The sequence below is a fragment of the Salinicola avicenniae genome, assembly GCF_023736115.1.
In the GTDB taxonomy this organism is placed as follows: Bacteria; Pseudomonadota; Gammaproteobacteria; order Pseudomonadales; family Halomonadaceae; genus Salinicola; species Salinicola avicenniae.
Genome location: NZ_JAKQZC010000002.1, coordinates 482,621 through 506,898, shown reverse-complemented (window position 1 = coordinate 506,898; position 24,278 = coordinate 482,621). Strand labels below are relative to the sequence as shown.

Annotated in this window: 20 protein-coding genes; 9 read left to right on the top strand and 11 right to left on the bottom strand. The window is 64.1% G+C overall.

Translation table 11 applies throughout. The features are described 5' to 3' along the window. Window positions 1–197 precede the first annotated feature (197 nt). The 7 genes from MC381_RS05905 to MC381_RS05875 form a co-directional block, all read right to left on the bottom strand. Window positions 198–665, bottom strand: a complete 468-nt coding sequence (locus tag MC381_RS05905) for an outer membrane lipoprotein (protein ID WP_286009645.1) — start codon at window positions 663–665, stop codon at window positions 198–200. A 264-nt stretch (window positions 666–929) separates the two neighbouring features. Beyond that, window positions 930–2,114, bottom strand: a complete 1,185-nt coding sequence (locus tag MC381_RS05900) for a cupin domain-containing protein (RefSeq protein ID WP_251976802.1) — start codon at window positions 2,112–2,114, stop codon at window positions 930–932. 71 nt (window positions 2,115–2,185) lie between these two features. Beyond that, window positions 2,186–3,553 carry an adenylosuccinate lyase gene (gene purB / locus MC381_RS05895; RefSeq protein WP_251976801.1) on the bottom strand — a complete coding sequence of 456 codons (1,368 nt, stop codon included), beginning with the start codon at window positions 3,551–3,553 and terminating at the stop codon, window positions 2,186–2,188. 68 nt (window positions 3,554–3,621) lie between these two features. Further along, window positions 3,622–4,266, bottom strand: a complete 645-nt coding sequence (hflD, locus tag MC381_RS05890; protein WP_251976800.1) for a high frequency lysogenization protein HflD — start codon at window positions 4,264–4,266, stop codon at window positions 3,622–3,624. Next, the gene (gene mnmA, locus MC381_RS05885) at window positions 4,263–5,474 is read right to left on the bottom strand and encodes a tRNA 2-thiouridine(34) synthase MnmA (RefSeq protein WP_251976799.1); all 1,212 of its coding nucleotides are present in this window, start codon (window positions 5,472–5,474) and stop codon (window positions 4,263–4,265) included. Before mnmA ends, hflD begins: the two co-directional genes overlap by 4 nt. A gap of 149 nt (window positions 5,475–5,623) precedes the next feature. After that, window positions 5,624–6,073: an NUDIX domain-containing protein gene (locus tag MC381_RS05880; protein WP_251976798.1), complete on the bottom strand. Its 450-nt coding sequence runs from the start codon at window positions 6,071–6,073 to the stop codon at window positions 5,624–5,626. 157 nt (window positions 6,074–6,230) lie between these two features. After that, window positions 6,231–6,833, bottom strand: coding sequence for a pseudouridine synthase (locus MC381_RS05875; protein ID WP_251976797.1), 603 nt, complete (start codon window positions 6,831–6,833; stop codon window positions 6,231–6,233). A gap of 279 nt (window positions 6,834–7,112) precedes the next feature. On the opposite strand from MC381_RS05875, the gene clpS reads away from it, so the two are divergent. Together clpS and clpA are read left to right on the top strand one after the other, a co-directional pair. Continuing rightward, window positions 7,113–7,448, top strand: a complete 336-nt coding sequence (clpS, locus tag MC381_RS05870) for an ATP-dependent Clp protease adapter ClpS (RefSeq protein WP_251976796.1) — start codon at window positions 7,113–7,115, stop codon at window positions 7,446–7,448. 167 nt (window positions 7,449–7,615) lie between these two features. Then, on the top strand, window positions 7,616–9,880 hold the full coding sequence (gene clpA, locus MC381_RS05865; protein WP_251976795.1) for an ATP-dependent Clp protease ATP-binding subunit ClpA: 2,265 nt from the start codon (window positions 7,616–7,618) through the stop codon (window positions 9,878–9,880). Window positions 9,881–10,075: 195 nt separating this feature from the next. Here the strand turns inward: clpA and infA are convergent, their stop codons facing one another. The 3 genes from infA to aat all read right to left on the bottom strand — a co-directional run bounded on the left by infA (window position 10,076) and on the right by aat (window position 11,994). Then, window positions 10,076–10,294: a translation initiation factor IF-1 gene (gene infA / locus MC381_RS05860; protein WP_013332816.1), complete on the bottom strand. Its 219-nt coding sequence runs from the start codon at window positions 10,292–10,294 to the stop codon at window positions 10,076–10,078. A gap of 252 nt (window positions 10,295–10,546) precedes the next feature. Then, entirely contained in the window at window positions 10,547–11,305 is a 759-nt protein-coding gene (locus MC381_RS05855) for an arginyltransferase (RefSeq protein WP_251976794.1), read from the bottom strand. Then, the gene (gene aat / locus MC381_RS05850) at window positions 11,302–11,994 is read right to left on the bottom strand and encodes a leucyl/phenylalanyl-tRNA--protein transferase (RefSeq protein WP_251976793.1); all 693 of its coding nucleotides are present in this window, start codon (window positions 11,992–11,994) and stop codon (window positions 11,302–11,304) included. The genes MC381_RS05855 and aat overlap by 4 nt, the downstream gene beginning before the upstream one ends. A 281-nt stretch (window positions 11,995–12,275) precedes the next feature. Between aat and MC381_RS05845 the strand changes: the two genes are divergently transcribed. The 3 genes from MC381_RS05845 (at window position 12,276) to lolA (ending at window position 18,911) form a co-directional block, all read left to right on the top strand. Then, the gene (locus tag MC381_RS05845; protein ID WP_251976792.1) at window positions 12,276–14,309 is read left to right on the top strand and encodes a methyl-accepting chemotaxis protein; all 2,034 of its coding nucleotides are present in this window, start codon (window positions 12,276–12,278) and stop codon (window positions 14,307–14,309) included. A gap of 173 nt (window positions 14,310–14,482) precedes the next feature. After that, complete coding sequence (locus MC381_RS05840; RefSeq protein ID WP_251976791.1) at window positions 14,483–18,124, top strand: DNA translocase FtsK; 3,642 nt, start codon at window positions 14,483–14,485, stop codon at window positions 18,122–18,124. A 142-nt stretch (window positions 18,125–18,266) separates the two neighbouring features. Beyond that, window positions 18,267–18,911, top strand: a complete 645-nt coding sequence (gene lolA, locus MC381_RS05835) for an outer membrane lipoprotein periplasmic chaperone LolA (protein ID WP_251976790.1) — start codon at window positions 18,267–18,269, stop codon at window positions 18,909–18,911. Between the two features lie 67 nt (window positions 18,912–18,978). Here lolA and MC381_RS05830 read toward each other — a convergent pair whose 3' ends face one another. Continuing rightward, window positions 18,979–20,328 carry a replication-associated recombination protein A gene (locus tag MC381_RS05830; protein WP_251976789.1) on the bottom strand — a complete coding sequence of 450 codons (1,350 nt, stop codon included), beginning with the start codon at window positions 20,326–20,328 and terminating at the stop codon, window positions 18,979–18,981. 290 nt (window positions 20,329–20,618) lie between these two features. Between MC381_RS05830 and MC381_RS05825 the strand changes: the two genes are divergently transcribed. The 4 genes from MC381_RS05825 (at window position 20,619) to trmA (ending at window position 24,130) form a co-directional block, all read left to right on the top strand. Beyond that, window positions 20,619–21,167, top strand: coding sequence for a hemerythrin domain-containing protein (locus tag MC381_RS05825; RefSeq protein ID WP_251976923.1), 549 nt, complete (start codon window positions 20,619–20,621; stop codon window positions 21,165–21,167). Window positions 21,168–21,265: 98 nt separating this feature from the next. After that, window positions 21,266–22,165, top strand: a complete 900-nt coding sequence (locus MC381_RS05820) for a LysR family transcriptional regulator (protein ID WP_251976788.1) — start codon at window positions 21,266–21,268, stop codon at window positions 22,163–22,165. Next, a complete protein-coding gene (gene murI / locus MC381_RS05815) occupies window positions 22,158–22,985 on the top strand; it encodes a glutamate racemase (protein WP_251976787.1) in 828 nt (275 codons plus the stop codon). The genes MC381_RS05820 and murI overlap by 8 nt, the downstream gene beginning before the upstream one ends. 44 nt (window positions 22,986–23,029) lie before the next feature. Beyond that, complete coding sequence (trmA, locus tag MC381_RS05810) at window positions 23,030–24,130, top strand: tRNA (uridine(54)-C5)-methyltransferase TrmA (protein ID WP_251976786.1); 1,101 nt, start codon at window positions 23,030–23,032, stop codon at window positions 24,128–24,130. Window positions 24,131–24,278: the final 148 nt, after the last annotated feature.

The following is a 24,278-nucleotide window of genomic DNA, read 5'->3' as shown; positions in this document are numbered from 1 at the left end:
CATGAGTGTCCCTTCATATCTCGTGTTATTCCCTTTGAACGAGCTGTAAAACAAGCACACATACAATAGCGTATGTATCGCTACTCGCCCACTCGATCTTCGTATCACCCCCTCCAACGAAAAAGGCGCCCCGAAGGGCGCCGCGATACGGGCGAAACCGCGTCGGTCGATGCGCGCGTTTGGCCGCCAAGCGTCGGTCAATAGGGCGCGACGCTCACGCTGGAGCCGCTCGCGATCAAACGCACGCGCTGGCCGACCTGCCAGTTGCGGTCGGCTTTCTGGACGACGACCACGTTTTGACCACTATCCTGACGAATTTCGAGTTCATAACCGTCGACGCGGTCGGTGGCCTGCTGAACCTTGCTGCCGGCGATGGTGCCGCCGATGGCCCCGGCTGCCGTCGCGAGCGTTCGGCCGGAGCCGCCACCCACCTGGTTGCCGAGCAGGCCGCCAATCACCGCGCCGCCGAGACTGCCGAGCACGCTGTCGCCATTGCCGCCCTGGATCTGTACCGGACGCACCGACTGAATAGTGCCGTAGCTGACGCTCTGGGCCGTGCCCGCCTGATTGCCACGATAGACGTCACCCGAATAGGTCGAGTTGTTGGCACAGCCGGCGAGCGCCAGAATGCTCAGGGCGAGCGCGGGAATCAGCATACGTTTCATGATCAAACCTCCTGAAGACTTGCCAGCAAAGGGCGCGTGGCGAACATATTAAAACAGTGTTCTAAAACGCGTCCAGTGCTGTCCTTTCCATCGATCCGCCGTAGGGGTGCGCATCCAGTGTAGGCGAGGTGGCAGTGGTGCGCCCGCCAGCGCGTCACAATCCTCTCTGCGCATCCATGCGTCTTTGCGCCCCGTACATCTCTGCACCCCATGCGCGGTTCGTCAAATGTCGGCCGAACCACTCCTGTTCCAGATTTGCCTCGGCTACGAGTCAGCGTCGTCAGGCTCCAGCCCGCTCAGGCTGCCCGCGTCGAGCAGGGCGGCGAGCACGCGTTCGGCTTCTGGCCAAACCAGTACGCTCGCGTCGATGGGAGAGTCCGTCGCCAGCCGTTTGGCCAGCGCGGCGTCACAGACGAGCGCATCGCCGTCAGCGAACAGCGTGGCGCGGGTATCGTCCAAGTTGCGCCAGGCAAACCGCGAGCCCGGTGAGTGATGGAGTTCGCCCCCTGCCTCGAGCGCTTGGCGCAGCGTGCCAGGATCGGTCGGCGTTTCCGCCGCGACGAGTTGATCGAGGTACTTGGGCTGGGTCATGGCGCGGCCGAACCACTGGGCGATCTGATCGGGGCGGTCGATCGCCTCCAGCAACAGCTGGCGCACGCGCTCGATGGCGCCGTCGTCGAGTTCCGTCGGATGGGACGGTGGTTGCAGGTCGTCATCCGCATAGCGCCGGCTATCACCCATCTGCTCGCCGACGTAATCGGCGAAGCCGGTGACGATCTCGTCGCCGGACGGGGCGCGGAAGCCTACGGAGAAGGTCATGCAGTCATCCGACTGACTGACCCCGTGGTGAGCCCATCCGGGCGGCAGATAGAGCATGTCGCCCGGCTCGAGAACCCAGTCACTGTCGGCTTCGACCTCGAAGCGTTCGAGGATGCGCAGGTCGATGCCCGGGATGATGGCCGCGTCGTCTTCGACCTTGCCGCCCAGCTGCCAGCGGCGCTGACCGCTGGTCTGCAGCAGGAAGACATCGTATTGGTCGACGTGCGGCCCGACGCTGCCTCCCGGCGGTGCATAGCTGACCATGATGTCGTCGAGGCGCCAACTGGGCAGGAAGTCGAATGCCCCCAACAGCTCGGCGACCTCCGGTACATAATGGTCGACCGCCTGCACGAGTAGCGACCAGCCGCTCTCCGGTAGTCGTGCAAAAGTCGATTCGTCGAACGGGCCATGGGATACCTGCCACGCCTTGTCGGGGCCCTGCTCCTCGACCAGGCGGGACTCGATGCCGTCTTCGCAGGCTAGCCCTGCGAGGTCGTCCGGCTCCAGCGGCGAGTCGAAGTCAGGCAGGGCGCCACGGATCAGTAGCGGCGACTTCTGCCAGTGACGCGCGAGAAACTCGGCCGGCGTCAGGCCGCCGAGCAGCGCACGAGGTGAATGGGCGGTCGTCATATCGATCTCCCCAACGTGACGGGTCCGACGCCGTGTTGACGACGGAGCTGGCGATGGCTTGGCACGAACACCTAGAGCGCTTTGGCCTGGTCGGCGGCGTTGCCGACATAGGTGGCCGGACTCAGCGCCTTGAGCTCGGTCTTGACCTCATCCGGAAGGGCCAGGGTATCGATAAAGGCGGCGAATCCGGCCTGATCGATCCGCTTGCCGCGGGTCAACTCCTTGAGCTTCTCGTAAGGTTTTTCGATGCCGTAGCGGCGCATGACGGTCTGGATTGGCTCGGCGAGTACTTCCCAGCTGCTGTCGAGATCATCGTCGAGGCGCTGAGGATTGGCTTCCAACTTGCCGATTCCCTTGAGCGACGCCTGGTAGGCGATCAGGCCGTAGGCCAAGCCCACGCCCAGGTTGCGCAGTACGGTGGAGTCCGTCAGGTCGCGCTGCCAGCGCGAGATCGGCAGCTTGCGCGCCAGATGGTCGAGCAGTGCATTGGCCAGCCCCAGGTTGCCTTCGGAGTTCTCGAAGTCGATCGGATTGACCTTGTGCGGCATCGTCGAAGAGCCGATCTCGCCGGCCACGGTGCGCTGCTTGAAGTAGCCCAGCGAGATGTAGCCCCAGACATCGCGATCGAAGTCGATCAGGATCGTGTTGAAACGGCTGATGGCATCGAACAGCTCGGCGATGTAGTCGTGTGGCTCGATCTGTGTGGTGTACGGATTGAAGCCGAGACCCAGCGACTCGACGAAGGTCTGGGCGTTGGCGGCCCAGTCGATCTCCGGGTAGGTCGCGAGGTGCGCGTTGTAGTTGCCGACGGCGCCGTTGATCTTGCCGAGCAGCTCGACCGACTCGATCTGGCGGAGCTGGCGGGCGAGACGGTAGGCAACATTGGCCATCTCCTTGCCCAGCGTTGTCGGACTGGCGGTCTGGCCGTGCGTGCGCGACAGCATCGGCTGGTCGGCATGGGCCTGGGCCAGTGCGGCGATGGCGGTCTGAACTTCGCGCATGGTCGGCAGCAGGGCATCGAGACCGTCGCGCAGCATCAGCGCATAGGAGAGGTTGTTGATGTCCTCGCTGGTGCAGGCGAAGTGCACGAATTCAGTGATCGCGTGCAGTTCGGGCTGCTCGGCGATCGCTTCCTTGATGAAGTATTCCACCGCCTTGACGTCGTGATTGGTGGTTCGCTCGATGGTCTTGATGCGCTCGGCATCCTCGAGCGAGAACGACGTCACGAGCCGATCGAGGAAGGCGCGAGCGACATCCGACAGGGGCGGCACCTCGGCGATCCCGGGATGGTCCGCCAGGCGTTCCAGCCAGCGAATCTCGACGGTAACGCGAGCGCGGATCAGGCCGAACTCGCTGAAGTGTTCGCGCAGAGGCGCGGCCTTGTCGGCGTAGCGGCCATCCACGGGCGAAAGGGCGGTCAGGGCGGAGAGTTCGTTCATCGTTGAGTTCCCGAATCGTCGCGCGAGCCGGCCGGCTCGCGATCTAAAGTGGCGTTGGGTTGCACCCGTCAGTGGGCATCCAGCTGTTGCAGTGCGCGCTTGATGGCGCCGCGCTGGAAGATCAGGCGCCAGCGGCGCCCCCCCTGCTGATGCCACAGCAGGGCGAAGCGAACGCCGCCGAGCAGCGCCGTGCGAATTCGTTCCGGCATCATCGGGCTCTGCAGAAGGCTGGGCTCCCCCTGCACGACGATGCGATAACGGAAGGTCGATAGCGTTTCCTGGTAGAGCTCGCCGAGACTGGCGATGACATTCTCGTGGGTCTCGCCGAAGTGTTCCGCCTGCCCTTGGATGCGGCTCAGGCGCTCGCCCAGCGTGTTCATCATGGCGGCATCGTCGCGCAGCTTCTGCATCAGCAGAATCATCGAGAAGCCATAGCGCATGACCGTCGCTTCGCTCTGGCGGCGCGACATCACCGCCTGCAGCGTATCGATGCCCAGACGCAGGTTGTTGTGATGCCCTCCGTAGACGGCTTCGAAGGTCTCGGGGTTGGTCTCCAGCGTGGCGCGGATCAGGGTGTTCCAGGCACGCTCGTCGCACTGGCCGGTACGGGCGAGCTGGTCGACCACGGCGGCCGCCTGGAAGACGCCGGCGAGCGCGAGGCCCTGCCGGCCGTTGGCGTCGAGCGGTGCCGATTGAATGGGCGTCGGATTCATGCCGAACGCTGGCTCCCTGTCTTGGCGGTCGAAACCGGGGCGGTCGAGGTGTCGTCGGTCGAGGCGTCGAGCGATGACGTGGTAGTCAGTTCGGTGGCCCGGATCACGGCGCCACCGAGGCAGATGTCGCCATCGTAGAGCACCAGCGACTGTCCCGGCGTCACCGCGCGCTGCGGGGTGTCGAAACGCACCGTCAGGCCGCCGTTGGGCAGCAGCGTGGCGTGGCAAGGCACGTCCTGCTGGCGATAGCGGGTTTTCGCCTGCAAGGTTGTCGACGCGGGCGCGTGTCCGGCGACCCAGGCGGCCGTCTCGCAGTGCACCACATCGCTGTATAGCAGTGGGTGCTCGCCCTGTGCCACGACCAGCACGTTGCGCTCGAGATCCTTGGCAGCGACGAACCACGGATCTTCGCTATGATCCTTGAGCCCGCCGATGCCCAGGCCGCGTCGCTGCCCCAGGGTGTAGTACATCAGCCCCATGTGCTCGCCGATGACATCGCCATCCGGTGTCTCGATCTGTCCCGGCTGGGCGGGCAGGTACTGCTTCAGGAAATCACTGAAGCGACGTTCGCCGATGAAGCAAATGCCGGTGGAGTCCTTCTTGCGTGCGGTCGCCAGCCCGTGGCGCTCCGCCAGGGCGCGCACTTCCGGCTTTTCCAGCTCGCCGACGGGGAAGAGAGTACGGGCAATGGCCTCGCCCGGCACCGCGTGCAGGAAGTAGCTCTGGTCCTTGTTGGCGTCCAGTCCCTTCAGCAGTTGCGCCTGCCCCGACGTGTCCAGGCGGCGACGTACATAGTGGCCGGTGGCGATCAGATCCGCGCCGAGCATCTCCGCATAGTCGAGGAAAACCTTGAACTTGATTTCACGGTTGCAGAGGATATCCGGGTTGGGCGTCCGGCCGGCCTGATATTCGGCGAGGAAGTGCTCGAACACGTTATCCCAGTACTCGGCGGCGAAGTTGGCCGTATGCAGCTTGATGCTGAGGGTGTCGCAGACCGCCTGGGCGTCGGCAAGGTCATCCATGGCGGTGCAGTATTCGGTGCCGTCGTCCTCGTCCCAGTTCTTCATGAACAGCCCCTCGACGCGATAGCCCTGCTCGAGCAGCAGCAGGGCAGTCACGGAGGAGTCGACGCCGCCCGACATGCCGACAATGACCTTGGCGGATGACGAGGGGGGCGCGGAAGCGGTGGAGAGACTTGCGGTGGTCATGGCGATTCTCGGGACATAGAGGTCGCGCCGCCCGGAGACGAGGATCGACTGCGGTGGGCGCGTACCGCCGGAAAATGAAGACCGGAGATTATAGCCGAAAGCGCGTGATGGCATCGAGTCCGACGCGCGGACAGTGAGGAGCGACCCTCTCAGCGGTCGCGAATGAGCTCCAGCGGATAAAGACGGGCGTCTCGGGTATCGCGCAGCCGCTGCATGACGACCGGGCTGCGCAGGCGCCGTTCGCGGTGGAGATCGTCGATCTCGTCGAGCGTCAGCCAGTGCGCCGCGACGATGCCATGATCGAGCGAATTGCCCAGATGGGCCAGCGGCAGGCCGACGAAGCCATGGCTATGAAAGGTGAGACCATCGGTCGTGTGATGAACATAGAGTCCGAGATAGTGCGTGATCGCGACCTGCCAGGCGGACTCCTCGCGGACCTCGCGTTCGGCGGCGGCCACCAGTCGCTCGCCGCGCTCCAGGTGCCCTGCCGGCTGGTTGAACAGACTGAAGGGGCCGCCACGATCTTCTTCCACCATCAGGTAGCGACCGGCGCGTTCGACCACGACGGCCACGGTCACGCGGGGTGTCCAGCGGTTCATTGCATTGTTCTCCCCAAGCGATGATTCTCCCGAAACGAGGTTCCGCCATGAAGACTTCGGCTCTGGAACTTAGGCCGATCATACCCGCTCTGCCACAATTCGAAAGCTCGCTATCGAGTTGTCAGGCACGCCGCCGAATTGTCAGGCACGCCGCCGTTCAGCGCTTACGCTGTCGTCGAGCGCGGCTACGCGAGGCAGGGCGTGTGGCCGTCTGCGGCAGGTTGAGTGTCTCGCTGCGCCATTCACCGGGCGCCAGGCCCGCGAGCTGCCAGGGGCCGATCGCCGTGCGGATCAGGCGCAGGGTGGGGTGGCCGACATGCGCGGTCATGCGGCGAACCTGACGGTTGCGCCCCTCGCGTAGTTCGATTTCGAGCCAGCTCGTCGGAATCGACTCACGGTAGCGCACCGGCGGCGTTCGGTCGGGCGGAGCCGCTTGCGTCAGGTAACGCGCCCGTGCCGGGCGCGTCGGTCCGTCCTTGAGCGTGACGCCATCGCGCAGTGCCTGCAGTGCGGTTTCACCCGGCTGGCCTTCGACTTGCACCCAATAGCGTTTGGCCAGTTTCTGACGCGGATCGGCGATGCGCTGAATCATGGCGCCATCGTCGGTCAGCAGCAGCAGACCTTCGGAGTCGTAGTCGAGCCGGCCGGCCGCGTAGACATCGGGCTCCTCGAGATAGTCGGCCAGCGTGCCGCGCCCCTCGCTGTCGGTAAACTGACTCAGCACGCGATAGGGCTTGTGCAACAGGTAGATCCGACTCATGACAACAAAACGCCGGGACGTGGTGTCATCGGGCACGCATTCGTCATCCGAACGGCGCCGCGGCATGGCGCTACCGGTTGTGGTCGACTATTTTCAAGCAGGGCTTGCATCGGGGTGGCTTCGCCCGCATCTTCATTGAACCTCGGGTCTTCAACGGTATCCAATACCTCACAGAGTCCCATTTCGATGTACCTGAGTCGTTGCATCCAGGGATTCCTCCTTACTATGTCAGAGATCGAAGAAAGAGTGTCGCCCTATTCATCAAGGGGCCCGGCGCACATGGGCATGACGCGCCCTCCGGAGCCCGATCACGAAGAGCAGGGCGATGTCGCCGAGCAGACATCGGAGCCCAAACTGGCCCCGCCGCCCATGTACAAGGTCGTGCTCTACAACGATGACTACACGCCGATGGAGTTTGTCGTCGAAGTTCTGCAGCGATTTTTCGCCATGGACAGCGAAAAGGCGGTCCAGATCATGCTGGCCGTACACACTCAGGGCAAGGCGACTTGTGGCATCTTCACGCGTGACGTGGCCGAGACCAAGTGTCACCAGGTCAATGAGTATGCACGCGAGTGCGAGCATCCATTGATGTGCGACGTGGATGCCGCGGACTAGCGAAACGGTGCCGGCAGCCAAGAATGGCGCCGGCAAGCAGGATTCGAAACGGTAGGAAGCGGTAACGCGGGAACAACGCTTTCGTCGTTGGGGCTTGCGAAACCGCTGATTGTGCCCGATTGTGAAAGTGCCGACCGACGCCCTAAGCGGCTATAAAGGGGACTGCCATGTTGAGTAAAGAACTTGAACTCACCCTGAACACGGCCTTCACCGTGGCGCGCTCCAAGCGACACGAGTTCATGACCGTGGAGCACTTGCTGCTGGCGCTTCTCGATAATGCCTCGGCAGCCGATGTGCTGAACGCCTGTGGGGCGAATCTGGAAAAGCTTCGTGCCGATCTGCAGGACTTTATCAATTCCACGACGCCGCTGATTCCGGAAGATCAGGAGGATCGGGAGACACAGCCGACGCTGGGTTTCCAGCGCGTGCTGCAGCGTGCCGTCTTCCATGTGCAATCGTCCGGCAAGAGTGAAGTGACGGGCGCCAACGTGCTGGTCGCGATTTTCTCCGAGCAGGAGAGCCAGGCGGTCTATTTCCTCAAACAGCAGAGCGTGGCGCGTGTCGATGCGGTGAATTACATCGCGCACGGCATCTCCAAGGTGGCCGGACACGGCCAGTCCCAGCAGCCTTCCCAAGAGGGCGAAGAGGGCGAGGAGGCGACAGCCGAAAACGGCCAGCATCCGTTGAATAGCTACGCTACCAATCTTAACGAGCAGGCGCGCCTGGGTAAGATCGACCCGCTGATCGGGCGAGATCACGAACTCGAACGCGTCGTTCAGATTCTGGCGCGTCGGCGCAAGAACAACCCGCTACTGGTTGGCGAGGCCGGTGTCGGCAAGACCGCCATCGCCGAGGGGCTGGCTAAGCGAATCGTCGAGGAAGACGTCCCCGACGTCATTTCCGACGCAGTGGTCTACTCGCTGGATATGGGCGCACTGCTGGCGGGTACCAAGTATCGCGGCGACTTCGAGAAGCGTCTCAAGGGACTGCTGGCCGAGCTGCGCAAGCAGGACAACTCGATTCTGTTCATCGACGAGATCCACACGGTGATCGGTGCCGGAGCGGCCTCCGGGGGCGTCATGGACGCGTCGAACCTGCTCAAGCCGCTGCTCTCCTCGGGTGAGCTGCGCTGCATCGGTTCGACCACGTTCCAGGAGTTCCGGGGTATCTTCGAAAAGGATCGCGCGCTGGCCCGTCGTTTCCAGAAAGTCGACGTGCCCGAGCCGACGGTCGAGGACACCATTCGGATTCTCAAGGGGCTGCGCGGCCGTTTCGAGGAGCACCATCAACTCAAGTACACCGATGGCGCGCTCGAAAGTGCTGCCCGTCTCGCAGACCGTTATATCAACGACCGCCACCTGCCGGACAAGGCGATCGACGTGATCGACGAAGCGGGGGCGCACCAGCGCCTGCTGCCGCCAGAGGCCCGCGTGCCGACCATCGATGTCGATCAGGTTGAAGCCGTGGTGGCGTCGATCGCGCGAATTCCGCCAAAGAGCGTCTCCAGCTCGGACCGCAAGTTGCTCTCGAATCTGGAGCGCGATCTGAAGATGCTGGTCTTTGGCCAGGACGAGGCGATTACCAGCCTGTCGGCAGCCATCAAACTCTCCCGTGCGGGGCTCAAGTCGCCCGACAAGCCGGTTGGCAGCTTCCTCTTCGCGGGGCCGACCGGGGTCGGCAAGACCGAGGTTGCCAGGCAGCTGTCACATCTGATGGGGATCGAGCTGGTGCGCTTCGACATGTCCGAGTACATGGAGCGGCATACCGTATCGCGGCTGATCGGTGCGCCCCCGGGCTACGTCGGCTATGACCAGGGTGGTCTGCTGACCGAAGCGATCAACAAGCAGCCACACTGCGTGTTGCTGCTCGACGAGATTGAAAAGGCGCACCCCGAAGTCTTCAACCTGCTACTGCAGGTGATGGATCATGGCCGACTGACGGACAACAACGGTCGCGAGGCCGATTTCCGTCACGTGATCATCATCATGACCTCGAATGCCGGCGCCGAGCAGATCTCGCGACGTTCGATCGGTTTCCAGACGCAGGACCATTCCACTGATGGCATGGAAGTGATTCGCCGCACCTTTACGCCGGAGTTCCGCAACCGTCTCGACGGCATCATCCAGTTCCACGGCCTCGAGCCGTCGATCGTGCGCAACGTGGTCGACAAGTTCCTGGTTGAACTGCAGGCGCAGCTGGACGAGAAGCGCGTGCAGTTGGATGTCGACGACGATGCGCGGGCCTGGCTGGCCGAGAAGGGTTACGACCCGGAAATGGGGGCGCGTCCCATGGCTCGAGTGCTTCAGGAGAAGCTCAAGAAGCCTCTGGCGGAGATGATCCTGTTCGGCGACCTGGCCGAGAATGGCGGCGTGGTACATGTGCGCGTCGAGAACGACGAGCTGCAGCTGGAAACGGAGGCCGAGGTCGCCTGACCGTCGACTACGAAGCCTTGGGGGGCGTCAAGCCCCCGTTAACGACAACGCCTCGCCATGGCAACATGGCGAGGCGTTTTCGATTCGGGACTTCTCGGATTGGCCCTTGGCGCGGGCGACTGGCTGGTGCCGGGAATGGCGGGAAGGCTTCCCGACAGGCCGGGCGGAAAGGCCGCTAGAGCCGAGTCTCTATGATCAGCGGGAGCGGTAGACGATGCGGCCCTTGGAGAGGTCGTACGGGGTCAGCTCGACCTTGACCTTGTCGCCGGTCAGGATGCGGATGTAGTTCTTGCGCATCTTGCCCGAGATGTGTGCTGTCACGACGTGGCCGTTCTCCAGCTCAACGCGGAACATGGTATTGGGCAGCGTGTCGACGACGACGCCTTCCATCTCGATATGATCTTCTCGTGCCATATAGGCGATCCCTCTGGAAAGATTGAATTCGAGGCGCGAAAGGGGCGTCAATCAACGTCATTCACCGCGAACGGCTGCGATGGCCACCCGCGGTCAACGACGTTTCGGCCCACCCGGGCCCTGAAGTGCGCAACATTATGGGCCATCTTGAAAGGGAAGGCAAAAAGCACGGCGTGCAGGCTTGCAAAAGCCCTGGGTTTGATGTTCGACGGACCCTCTGCTTCCCGGCGCGGTGTCGATGACCCGGCTGGCTCAGGTCAACGCCGCGGCGGGGACCACGCGCTGCCAGCGTCCACCGTTGAGATATTCCAGCGGTTGGTAGTCGCCCTTGTAGCGCATCTTCTGGCAGTCGCGTATCCAGTAGCCGAGATAGACGTGGGGCAGGTGGCGCTTACGCGCTAGTTCGATCTGACTGAGAATGGCATAGCTGCCCAGCGAGCGGCGCTCGAAGAGCGGGTCCGGATCAAAAAAGGTGTAGATGGCGGACAGGCCATGACTCAGTAGGTCGGTGGCAGCGACGGCGATCAAGTGATCGCCAAGCCGGAACTCCATCAGCTTGGCGAACGGGTGGGAACGCGTCAGAAACATTCGATACTGCTCGCGACTCGGCGGGTGCATGTCACCGTCGGCATGGCGGGCTCGAATGTAGGCGGCGTAGAGGTCGTAGTGCTCCTCGTTGAACTCGACCGGCCGCAGGCGCAGCGTCAGATCCGCGTTGCGTCGCATCAGCTTGCGCTGCGTTCGTGAGGGAATGAAATCGTCGACCGGAATACGCACCGAAATACAGGCGCTGCAGGCTTCGCAGTGGGGGCGATAAAGGTTGCTGCCACTGCGCCGGAAGCCCAGTAGTGTCAGGGCATCGTAGACTTCCGGTGCCAGAGACTCCTGCGGATCGAGAAACAGCGTCGTAGCCTCTCGGCCCTCAAGATAGCTGCAGGGATGGGGAACCGTCAGGAAGAAACGAAGATCGCGTGCCTGACGCTGCGGGCTGTTCGCATTGTCGCTGCTCACGAAGACTCCGTTGGCCATAGGGAGGCCGGCTGAGGTGCGTTGACGTTTTGTTCAAGATAGTCGAGGAATCTCTCTCGAGCGATCTCTCTTGCGCCCATGCTGGCTAGATGGGCGGTATGCATCTGGCAGTCGATCAGTGCGAAGTTGTGTTGTTCCAGATGTCGCGCCAGATGAACGAGCCCGACCTTGGAGGCGTCGGCGCAGCGGCTGAACATCGATTCGCCAAAGAAGATCTTGCCTAGTGATACGCCGTAGAGCCCGCCTACCAGTTGGCCTGCTCGCCAGACCTCGACGCTATGCGCCAGGCCGGCGTGGTGGAGCTTGCAATAGGCTGCTGCCATTGCCTCGTCGATCCAGGTGCCTTCGGCGTCGGATCGGGCTTCCGCACAGGCGCCGATCACCCTCGAAAAGGCCTGGTCGAAGGTTACCGAAAAACCTCCATTGCGTAGGCGCTTGGCCAGGCTGAGGCGAACGACAACCTCTTCGGGAAACAGCACCATGCGGGGCGAGGGCGACCACCAGAGTATGGGTTGGCCCTCGGCGTACCAGGGAAAGATGCCGTGGCGGTAGGCGGTTTCCAGCCAGGCTGGCGTCAGCGCGCCGCCGGCCGCCAGCAGCCCATCGGGCTCGTCGAGCGCTTCCGACGGCGGCGGGAAGGCAATCACGGAGGGCGATAACCAGGGCAGCATGCAGCAATCTCTGACATCGGATGAGGAGGCAGCATAACAATCCGGCTTGGCTATGTCCGTTGGCGTCGGTTGAACGGGCCGTTGATCAGCGGCGTCGAGCGACGCTTGTCGATAACGCAATTTGTCGGGAGCAAGGCGGCGATTTGTCGAGAACAGGGCGGCGAGCGAGTCGCCGGCGGGGCGTGGCGAAACAGGGTCGAAAAAAAAAGCTGTCTGACAGCTCTCAAGCTCGCGTAGGAAAAGGCCGATAACATGATGACACTTTTTCTTACGGAAATATCATGACCGCAATTCAACAGCGTTTCCGAAGGGCCAGCATCGGTACCAAGCTGGCTCTGATCGTAGCTCTGCTGCAGATCCTGGTATTGATGGGGCTGGCCTTCGCCATGGCTCAGGTCAGCTCTGGTCAACTGCGCCAGGCCACCAAGCACGAGCTGGTCACCCAGCAGACCGCGCTTACCGACATGATGTCGTTGTTCGACTACAGCCTGCAGCATCAGGCTGACCGCTTTCTGAGCATCTTCGCCGATCAGTATTCGGGGCGTTTTGCCCTCGAGCCGGATGAGCGGGTGGAGGTTTCCGGCCGTGACACGCCGGTGCTGAAAGATGGGCTCGAAGTCATCAATGACAACACCTGGAAGCTGGACCGCTACACCAGCCAGACCGATACTCCGGCGACGATCTTCGCGCGTGACGGCGACGATTTCGTACGTGTGACGACCTCGCTCAAGGATAACGATGGCAAGCGAGCCATGGGAACGCTGCTGAATCGGGAGTCGCGCAGCTACGCCAATCTGATGCAGAACGAGCCCTACATCGGGCTGGCACGCCTCTTCGGGATCCCCTACATCACTAAATACCAGCCGATTACCGATGCCGATGGTCAAGTCATCGGTGCCTTGTTCGTCGGGGTCGATGTCAGCGCCGAAATGGCCGAGATGCAAGATCGCATTCGGGCAATGGGGATCGGTGCCGGCGGCTACACCATGCTGGTTTCGGCGGCGGGTGACACCCGTGGTGAGGTGCTCGCCGGTGGCCCCTACGAAGGTGATAACCTGCTGGAAGGGCCGGCAGCCGATTCGTTCGCGCCGATGTTCGCGCAGGATGCCGGCGAGGTCGAGTTCGTCGCCGACAACGGCGTCGAACGGTTGGCCGCCTACTCTCGCTACCCGGGCTGGCAGTGGATTCTGGTCGGCTCGGTGTCGCTCGACGAGATCATGGCTGATGTGGTCGAGGCACGAAACGTCTTTCTGGGCATTGCGCTGTTGGTGGCCCTCACGCTGAGTCTGACGCTCTACTGGATCTTCCGCCGCCTGGTGTCGCGGCCCATGGTCCGCGCTGTCGGGCTCGCCGAAGCGCTGGCCGAGGGGGATCTCTCGCAGCGGATCGAGACGCGTCGGCAGGATGAGATCGGCCAGCTCGCGGTCGCGATGAACGGTATCGGTGACGGCCTCGAACGGATTGTCGGGCAGGTCCGCGATGCCGTGACTCAGACCGATAGCCACACGCGAGAGCTGGTGGCCGGCAATGAGGAACTCTCCTCGCGGACGGAGTCACAGGCCGCGAGTCTCGAGCAGACGGCGGCAAGCACCGAGGAGATCAACGCCACGGTGCGCCAGAATGCGCAACGCGCGCGGGAAGGCGACGAGCAGGCCCGCCAGACCTCGAGCGCAGCCGGAAATGCACGCGGCACCGTGGAAGCTACGGTAGCGGCGATGCAGCGCATCGACGGCATGGCGAAACAGATCGCAGACGTGGTTGGCGTGATCGACAGCATTGCTTTCCAGACCAACCTGCTGGCACTGAACGCATCGGTGGAGGCCGCGCGTGCGGGCGAGCAGGGGCGGGGCTTCGCCGTGGTGGCGCAGGAGGTTCGAGGTCTTGCGGAGCGCTGTGCCACCTCTGCGCGCGAGATCAAGACGCTTGTCGAGCGCACCGTGGCCGAGGTCGATAGCGGCAATCAGCAGGCTGCGGAAGCGGGCGAGCGAGTTGGTGAGATCGTCACCCAGATCGAGCGCATTAGCCTGCTGATCTCCGAGATTCGCCTGGGTTCGGAAGAGCAGTCTCATGGCATCGAACAGATCAATATGGCGATTGCGCAGATCGACGAGACCACGCAAAGCAATGCAGCGCTGGTTCGGCAGTCGAGTGCTTCCACCCAGCAGCTCGGCGAGCAGAGCCGTCGGCTATCCGACACGGTAGCGCTGTTCCGGCTACGTGATGAAGGTGGTCATGTCGAGCGCTCACCGACCTCATCGCTGGCCCCGCCGGCGCGCGAGGCTCGACCCTCGACCCGACCAACGCTGCCGGCATGAAGCGCGCGGCCCTGCCCCGGGGCCGCGTTCGCGTCAGCTTGATTAGCCCCCTGTGATGTCGCCTCGGCGCCCGGTATGATGGCCGTTTAAGGATCCCGGGCCCGCGTGGCCCGGTCGTGGATCGCCGATAGCCGTATGGGCGACGGAACGCCGCCTGCGGTATCGGCCATGCAATGCGTGACGCCACTATCCAGGGCGGGCGCGAGGGGGTTGATCGTTTGAGTGCCAAGAGTCCGGCCAAGAAAAGCCGTCGTTCATCGACGCAGGCGCAAGCCAGGGAGCAGGCCCGCCGCGTGATCATGCATCTGCAGGGCGTGACGCGTGAGGGTGCCTTCATTCTGCTGCTCGCCGTCTGCGTCTTCCTGTTGCTGGCACTGTTCAGCTATTCCCCTACCGATCCGGGCTGGACCCAGAGCGGCCCCGACCAGTCGGTTACCAACTGGATGGGACCGATCGGTGCCTGGCTCTCTGACGTCCTCTACTCTCTATTCGGCGCGAGTGCGCTGTGGTGGCCGGGTATGTTCGGGCTCGGTGCCTGGCGCATCATGCGTCAAACGCAGGTCCAGATCGCTTGGGATCCGATGGCGCTGGCGGTGCATACCGGCGGCCTGTTGCTGTTGCTGATGAGCACCACGACGCTGGGAGATCTGCACTTCTACAACGCGGCGAGCGATCTGCCCAATCAGGCCGGCGGTATCCTCGGTAAGGGGATTGCCGGCTCGCTGTCGGGGCTGGTCGGTGTGCGAGGCACCACGCTGATCGCGATTGCCGCTTTCATGTGCGGTTTCACGCTGTTTACCGGGATGTCCTGGCTGACAGTGATGGACGAGCTCGGCAGCTCGCTCAACCGGTTCTGGCGTTGGCTCAAGGTGCGCCGCGCCGAGCAGCGCGAGCGTCGGGCGCAGCGTCGGGTCGAGGCCCCGGCGAGCCGTGAAAAAACACGTGGCAGGGCCGCGGTCGACGGCGCGGAGCCATGCACGAAGCCGGCGGCGGCGCCAGCCGACGAAGCCGACTCTCCGGCATCGGCCGTCGAAACCGAGGCGCCCCGCAAGGCGCGCTGGTGGGAGAAGTGGCTTCCTATCCGCCGGGGGCCGGTGCTCGACGAATGGGGCGACGATATCGGCGAAACGACCGAGCGTCGCGAGCCGGCGTGGCAGGAAGCGCTGGCGGGCGGCGCAGACACGCCGAACGACTCGTCGATGTGGCGCCATGATGGCCGCACCGACATCCCTTGGGACGTGCCAGCGCGGACGCCGTCCGCCAAGCGTCCCGAGTCTGCCTATTCAGCGCGTCAGCGTCAGGAAGAGGCGCGTGAACCGACGCTGGGCAAGCTGCCCGACGAGGCGCCGGAGGCGCCTCCCGAGACGACATCGGCGCGAGACGCGGAGGCCGTCGATGACACCGAAGGGGCCTCGACGACATTCCGCGCGGACGTGACCCGTCGGCGGATTCCGCAAGCCTTCCAGGCCCCGACGGCCGAAACCGAAGCGGCATCCAATGCCTCGATGGCAGGCGATGCGTCGACGAGCGCCTCCGAGCCGGCTTCAGACGCCGTCGCGACGCCAGCGTTGTCCGCCGATGACGATGCGGCAGAAGCAACACCCACTCGCTGGGGTATTCATGCGGAGCGTGACGACGTTGCCGGGCCATGGGGACAGGCGGCGGGCAGTGCGCCGCTCGAAGCTTCTTCTGCCGCGATGGCGCTGACCGCTCGAGAGGGCGCGTCGTCGACGTCGGCAGCGTCTTCCGACACCGAAACGTTGCGATCCGGGACTCCAGAGGCCGGGATGCCACCTTCCGAGCCATCGTTGGCTTCGCCGCCGCCGTTCGACACGGATGACGATCGGAATATGTCTGTCGCTCCCCCTTCGGCGGTTCCGTCCGCCTCGCCGTCGCGTGTCGATTGGGCCGCGGCCGAGGCCGACAGTGGAGAGATGTCGCCTGAAACGGCCCTCGAAACACCGGCGGACCCATCACCGATGCGAGAACGGCCCGACTGGCCGGAAGAGTCGAATGGCATCGACGTGGCGGGCGCCAGCGAAACGATGCCGAGCGAACCGGCATCGTTCGAGCGCGAGATCCCGCGCCCAGCACCGACGCCGCAGGCCGCGTCGACCCCGGTCACACCGGTGGCAAAAAGCCGACACGCTGCCGACGAGCCGCCGGCCACGCCGAGCGACGCGCCGCCGCATGTGGCAACCGCCGAGCAGGCGCGAGCCGGTGCGCTGGAGAACCAGCCGACCTTGTGGACCGTGGAGCACTTGCAGAGTCAGCGGCCGGGCGGCGACGAGCTGCCGGAGCCGACTGGCGACCTGCCGTCGGTACGGCTGACGACGCCGGCCGATCCGGAACAGCCCAACTATACGCCGGAGCAGCTTGCCGACATGGCCGAGCTGCTGGAGATGCGCCTGCGCGAGTACGGCGTCAAGGCCGAGGTGGTCGACACCTGGCCGGGGCCTGTCATTACGCGCTTCGAGATCAAGCCCGCCGCCGGCGTGAAGGTCTCCAAGATCAGCAATCTGGCGAAAGACCTCGCACGCTCGCTGATGGTCAAGAGCGTGCGTGTGGTCGAGGTGATCCCGGGCAAACCGACGGTGGGTATCGAGATCCCCAACCCGCATCGGGCGATGATTCGTATCCGACAGGTACTCGACTCCGATGTCTACCAACAGGCGGATTCGCCCGTGACGCTGGCGCTGGGCCAGGACATCGGCGGCAAGCCGGTGGTTGCCAACCTCAACAAGATGCCACACCTGCTGGTCGCGGGCACGACCGGTTCGGGCAAGTCCGTCGGCATCAACACCATGCTGGTGTCGATGCTGTTGAAGGCCACGCCCGACGAAGTGCGCATGATCATGGTCGACCCCAAGATGCTGGAACTATCCGTCTACGACGGCATCCCGCATCTGCTGGCCCCTGTAGTCACCGACATGAAGGAGGCGGCCAACGCCTTGCGCTGGTGCGTCGCCGAGATGGAGCGGCGCTACAAGCTGATGGCAGCGATGGGGGTGCGCAATATCGCTGGCTTCAACGCCAAGCTCGACGAGGCGGAGCGCCACGGGGCCCAGGTGCAGGACCCGCTGTGGGAGCCGCAGCCGTGGGAGATGCATCAGCAGCCACCAACGCTCGAGAAGCTGCCCTATATCGTGGTGGTGATCGACGAGTTTGCCGACATGTTCATGATTGTCGGCAAGAAGGTCGAAGAGCTGATCGCCCGCCTGGCACAGAAGGCGCGTGCGGCCGGGATTCACCTGATTCTGGCGACCCAGCGGCCGTCGGTGGACGTGGTGACTGGCCTGATCAAGGCCAACATTCCGACGCGGATGGCGTTTCAGGTGTCCTCGAAGATCGATTCGCGCACCATTCTCGACCAGGGCGGTGCGGAAAACCTGCTCGGCCATGGCGACATGCTCTATCTGCCCTCCGGTGCCGGCATGCCGCAACGTGTTCACGGCGCCTTCGTCGACGATGACGAGGTGCACCGCATCGTCGAGGACTGGAAACGCCGTGGCGAGCCCGAGTACATCGAGGAGATTCTCTCCGGCGGTGTCTCGGCCGACGCGCTGGCCGGGCTGGAGGCCGAGGGCGGCGGCGACGGCGAAGACGCCGAGCAGGATGCACTCTACGATGAGGCAGTCCAGTTCGTCACCGAGACACGCCGTGCCTCGATCTCGGCAGTGCAGCGGCGCTTCAAGATCGGCTACAACCGGGCAGCCCGACTGGTGGAGTCGATGGAGCAGGCCGGCGTGGTCACCTCCATGGGCAACAACGGTTCGCGGGAAGTGCTGGCGGCGCCGCCGCCGGTCGGCGATTGACCACCGCCTCGATGGCCGCCGGGTAAACCCGGCGGCCGTTTTGTGGTCCAACACCTGTCGATACGATTACGTCGGCGGTCTGCGTCGCCAGAAACACGTCGCAAGGCACACGCCCTACATGGACTCGAGACAAGGAACGCCCATGCGCATGATAAAAGTGTTGGCCATCACCGGCGGCCTGCTGGCGGTGCCGTTCGCCGCGCAGGCCGATCAGGCCTCGGCCGATCGCCTGAGCCATCTGCTTGAGCCGCTGAAGACCTATTCAGCAGATTTCGAACAGCAGATCCTGGATGCGGGCGGCTCCAGCCTGCAGGACACGAGCGGCCACATGTGGCTCTCGCGGCCGGGCCATTTTCGCTGGGAGGTCAACCAGCCCTATCGCCAGTTGGTGGTGTCCGATGGCAATGAAGTCACGCTCTATGACCCGGATCTCGAGCAGGTCACGATTCAGCCGCTGGATGACCGCGTGACACATACGCCGGCACTGTTGCTCTCGGGACGCGCTTCGGCGCTTGCCGACAACTACGACGTGACGCGCCAGCAACAGGGGGCCACCGAGACGTTCACGCTGGTCCCGCAGGCGAACGATACGCTGTTCGAACAGCTCAAGCTGACGTTCTACAGCGAAAAACTCGATGCGTTGCAGATGACCGACAGTACGGGGCAGCGTACGGCGATCGATTTCGACGACGCCGAGACCAATGTCAGCATCGATCCCGCGCAGTTCGCCTTCGAGATTCCCGAGGGGGCCGACGTGATTCGCGAGCAGAGCCCGGCTGCGCCCTGAAAACGCCTGACGCTGCGTGTGCAAGCTTGAAAGGCCCCGTCATCCACGGGGCCTTTTTGATGCCGGATCAGGCCTCGCCGGCGTCGGCCTGGCGATCGAGCTCCGCGCGCCAGGCCAGCATCTGGCGGTAGCGCTTCTCTTGGCCGAATTCGCTGGGGTCGTAAAACTGCCTTCGCGGCAGGTTCTCGGGCCAGCAGTCGTGCTGGCTGCCGGCGGGATAGCCGTTGGGCTCGCTATGGGCGTAGCGGTAGCCGTCGCCGTAGCCGAGGGACGACATCAGCTTCGTCGGCGCGTTGCGCAGATAGATCGGCACTTCGAGATTCGGGTGCTCGGCAACGAACGCCTTGGCCTGGCTCCAGGCCTGCTCGACACGATTGCTCTTGGGTGCCACGGCCAGATGGACGGCGGCATGGGCGATGGCTCGTTGCCCCTCGTAATCGCCGAGGCGCAGATAGGCATCCCAGGCGGCGATCACCATCGGCAGCGCGCGCGGGTCAGCGTTGCCGACGTCCTCGGACGCGATCGCCGTGAGGCGGCGCACGACGTCCAGTGGGTCGCCACCGGCGCCCATGAACTGGGCGATATAGAGCAGGGCCGCATCGGGGCGTGACGAGCGAACGGACTTGTGAATGGCCGAGAGTACGTCGTAGTAGTGCTCGCCCTGATTGTCGAATGCCGCGGCCTGATGGCCGATCACCTCGATCACCGACTCCCGTTCCAGATGCTCGCCGTGGGCATCCTGGCGCGTGAAGTCGCAGGCGGTCTCGAGCAGGCCGAGCGCACGGCGGGCGTCGCCGGCAGCGGCACGCGCGAGGATCGACAGCGCTTCGTCGCTGGCCATGATCTGGCGTTCGCCCAATCCCAGTGTCTCGTTGCTCAGGGCACGCTTCAGGACGACGATCAGATCACCGTCGCTGAGCGACTTGAGCACGTAGACCCGGGCGCGTGACAGCAGCGCCGAGTTGACTTCGAACGAGGGATTCTCCGTGGTCGCCCCAATCAGCGTCAGCAGGCCGGACTCGACGTGCGGTAGCAGCGCATCCTGCTGACTCTTGTTCAAGCGGTGGATTTCGTCGAGGAACAGTAGCGTCTGGCGCTCCTGAAGCCTTCCCTCGCGGGCACGCTCGACGGCGGCGCGGATATCCTTGACCCCTGCCATGACTGCCGAGAGCTGCTCCAGCCGTGCGCCGGAGGCTTCGGCCAGGATCTCGGCGAGGGTCGTCTTGCCGACACCGGGTGGTCCCCAGAGGATCATCGAGCGCACGCTGGCGCTTTCGGCCATACGACGCAAGGGCTTGCCCGGGCCGACCAGCGCCTGCTGGCCGACGTAGTCCTCCAACTGACGCGGGCGCATGCGGTAGGCAAGGGGAGCGTTCTCTTGAGCGCGTCGGGCGTCGTCGTCGGCAAAAAGGTCCATGGCTTCTTCCAGGCTGGCTGTCGGCAGCGAAACGGTACATTTCGCTACAGCAAATCAGACGTTAGGCGTAGAGCGTTTATCGCAAAAACCGCTAGGGTAGGAAATTCTAGCGTGTCGTCGCGCGTGGGCCCAATGCCGGCCGTGTCGGACGGCCCTGGCAAGTCATGGCACTTGTCGGGTGTCGGTCAATCGGTGGTCCCGACGTCATTCGGCGTGACACACACTACACTAGGCGGATAAGGCGGTGTGCTCGGCACCGCCACTGCACGGACAGGAGACTTCCCATGCCCATGCTGACCCAGTTACGCCAGGATCACGCCAATATGGCGCGCCTGTTGCACGTATTGCATCTGAAGCACAAGACGCTGGCCGGGGGCGATCGCCCCAACTTCCGCCTAATCCGGGAGGTCGTGGACTATATTCTCGATTACATGAGCGGGTTCACGATTCCGCTGGAGCGTATTTGCAGCGAGCAACTGGTCGCCCGCGAATCGCAGATCGACGAATTGAGCACCCGCCTTGCAGATGACTATCAGCATCTGCACGAGCAACTCATGCGGCTCTCTCAGGATATCGACATGATCCTGATGGATGGCGTCATGCCGATGGACAAGTTTGCCGACGACCTGCGTTCCTATCTCGACGCGCACCGCGCCTATCTCCGGGCAGAACGCGAGGAGCTCTTCCCGCTGATTCGCGAGCATTTCGACGAGGACGACCTGGCCCGGCTCTCCCGTGAACTGCCTGCCCAGGCCGAAGCCGAACTGGCAAGGCTGCAGGAAGCCTACCCCGAGCTCTATACCGAGTTTCGCGAAGCCCCTTCGCCGCTCGCTTCCTGACACCCCTACTGACGGTTCGCGGCTCGACGACGATCGCCACTGCGCGATCGTCGTCGCTTGCGTAGAATGGGCGGCGGACGAGGGCAAGAGGGCAGCGGATGGACCGACTGCAGGCAATGCAGGTTTTCCGGGCGGTGGTCGAGGCCGGCAGTTTTGCCGGCGGCGCCCGGCGGCTCGGTGTCTCCAACGCCATGGTCAGCAAGCAGGTCTCGCGCCTCGAGGAGACGCTGGGGGTGCGACTGCTCGTGCGCTCGACGCGTCAGCTGCAGCTGACGGCCGAAGGTGAGCGCTATCTGACGACCGCAGCGCGGCTGATGGATGAACTGCAGGCGCTGGAAGCGGAGCTGGGCGAACAGCGTGGCAACGTGCGCGGACGGCTGCGGATCGCGGCGCCAGTGGATTTCGGGGTGCAGGCCTTGATGCCGGCGCTGCAGGCATTCGAGGCGCGCCACCCTGCCGTGACCTTCGATCTGGTGCTGGAGGATCGTCGTGTCGACCTGCTGGCGGAGGAGTTTGACCTGGCTGTCCGCATCGGACAGCTCGAGGACTCCAGCCTGATTGCCCGCCCCCTGATGCGCATGCCGATGCATCTCTACGCCGCCCCGGACTATCTGCGCCGCCACGGTACGCCGACGCACCCGCGGGAGCTTCGCGATCACCGTTGTCTGCACTACACGCTCTCGCGTCATGGTACTTACTGGCCCTTCAAGGTCGACGGCGAGGTCTACCGCGTGAAACTCGAACCGGCGCTCTCCTGCAACAACGGGCGGGCGCTGGTGGAAGCGGCCGTTCTGGGCATGGGGCTGGTTCTGAAACCGGCCTTTCTCGGTGACGCGGCGGAAAGAGAGGGGCGGCTGGTTCGCTTGCTGTCGGCTTTCGAGATGCCGCCTCTCGAGGTTCACTTGCTCTATACCGACCGCGAGTATATGCCGGCGCGACTGCGCGCGCTGGTCGACGAATTGCGCGACCATTTTCAGGCCGGGCAGCCCGATGACTGATGCCCTGATCTTCGACTCCGGCGTCGGGGGCCTTTCCGTCGTGGCGGCGATCCGCCGCCGGCTGCCGGGCGCGAGACTGGCCTATGCCTGCGATAATGCGGCGCTTCCTTACGGCACCAAACCGGATGCTTGGCTGCGTGCGCGAATTGTCGAGGTCTGTGTGTCGGCCTGCGAAGTCAGTCGTCCCCGCGCGCTGGTGGTGGCCTGCAATACGGCCAGTACGCTGGCGCTCGAGGCACTGCGCGCACGGCTATCGATACCGGTGATCGGCACGGTGCCAGCCATCAAGCCGGCGGCGGCGCGCAGTCGAACTCGGGTGCTGGGATTGCTGGCGACCGGCGCAACGATTCAGCGGCCCTATCTCGACCGCCTGATTGCCGATTTCGCCGCCGACTGCGAGGTGGTCCGCGTGGCCGCCGATGTCCTGGTGCCGGCAGCGGAGCGGCTGCTGGCCGGCGGCGAGATCGATACCTCCCTGATCGCTGCGGTCGTTGCCCCTCTGTGGCAGCGCGGCACCGCCGAGGGTGTCGTGGATACGGTCGTGCTGGGCTGCACGCATTTCCCGCTGCTGCGTACTCACCTTGCTGCGCAGGCGCCGGCATCGGTGCAGTGGGTCGATTCCGGTGACGCCATCGCACGGCGTCTCGAGAGCCTGCTGCCCGAGCGTATGACGGGCGTCGCGTTGTCCGCGGCCCCCAGCTGGGCGACCGAGGACAGGGCCTCGGGGCTGCGCTCGGCGCTCTCCCGCTTCGACTTTGCCGCCCCCGAGCGCCTGCCTGCCGTAGCCGTTCCTTCGGTCCCGATTGCCCCCGTGGACTGAGGGTATGATTTACCGATGCTTTTTCGATTCTCGAGGAGTTTTGCTTGGTCATCACCGATATCGACCCGGCGCACTATGATGCCCAGCTGGACGCCAAGCGCCAGCGCATCGAAGCGCAATTTTCCCGCTTCGCTCCCCCCAAGCTCGAGGTCTTCGCCTCGCCGCCGATGCATTACCGCATGCGCGCCGAATTTCGCCTCTGGCATGAAGGCGATGACCTTTTCTATGCCATGTTCGAGGCCGATCCCGCGGCACCGAAGGGCAAGCGTGTCGTGCGCGTGGAGCAGTTTCCGGTTGCCGGTCGGCGCATCAACGCGCTGATGCCGCAGCTGCTGGGGGCAATTCGCGATGACCCGCTGATGCGTCACCGGCTGTTCCAGGTCGAGTTCCTGACCACCCTCAGTGGTGAAGCACTGGTCACGCTGATCTACCACAAGGCGCTGGACGCGGCGTGGGAGGCTCGGGCCCGCGAGCTGCAGGAGAGCCTCGGCGTCTCGCTGATCGGCCGTTCGCGCAAGCAGCGGCGGGTACTGACACGCGATCACGTCTGGGAGCGGCTCGAGGTCGACGGTCGAACATTCGTCTACCAGCAGGTCGAGAACAGCTTCACCCAGCCAAATGCCGAGATCTGCCGGTCGATGCTGCACTGGGCGCGTGATGTCACGCGCGGTAGCCGCGGCGATCTGGTCGAGCTCTACTGCGGCAACGGCAATTTCACCATTGCCCTGGCCGAGAACTTCCGCCGGGTGGTCGCCACCGAGATCTCGCGAACCTCGGTGGCTTCCGCTCAGGCCAATCTCGAGGCCAACGACGTGGACAACGTCCATGTGGCCCGCATGTCGGCCGAGGAATTCGCCCAGGCGCTCGTCGGCGAGAAGCAGGGCCGCCGTGTCGCCGCCATGCAACTCGATGACTGCGACTTCTCGACGGTGCTGGTGGATCCGCCTCGGGCCGGGCTGGATGCGGCCAGCTGCGAACCGCTGATGCGCTACGAGCGGATCGTCTATATTTCCTGCAACCCGGAGACGCTGGCGGTCAATCTGGCGCAGTTGACGCAGACCCATCGTGTCGAGCGAATGGCGCTGTTTGACCAATTCCCCTGGACCGACCACTGTGAATGCGGCGTCCTGCTGGTGCGCCGCTGATCGTCCGGCGCCGGTGCCTTGCCACCCATGCAAAGCCTCGCGGCTGTCAACGACCCGTGGCAGGGTGAGGAGGGGTGAGCGATGCGCAAGCGACATGCGCTATGACGAAGCTTGAATCGAGTAGGGCGCTATCGGGCGCTGGCGTAAG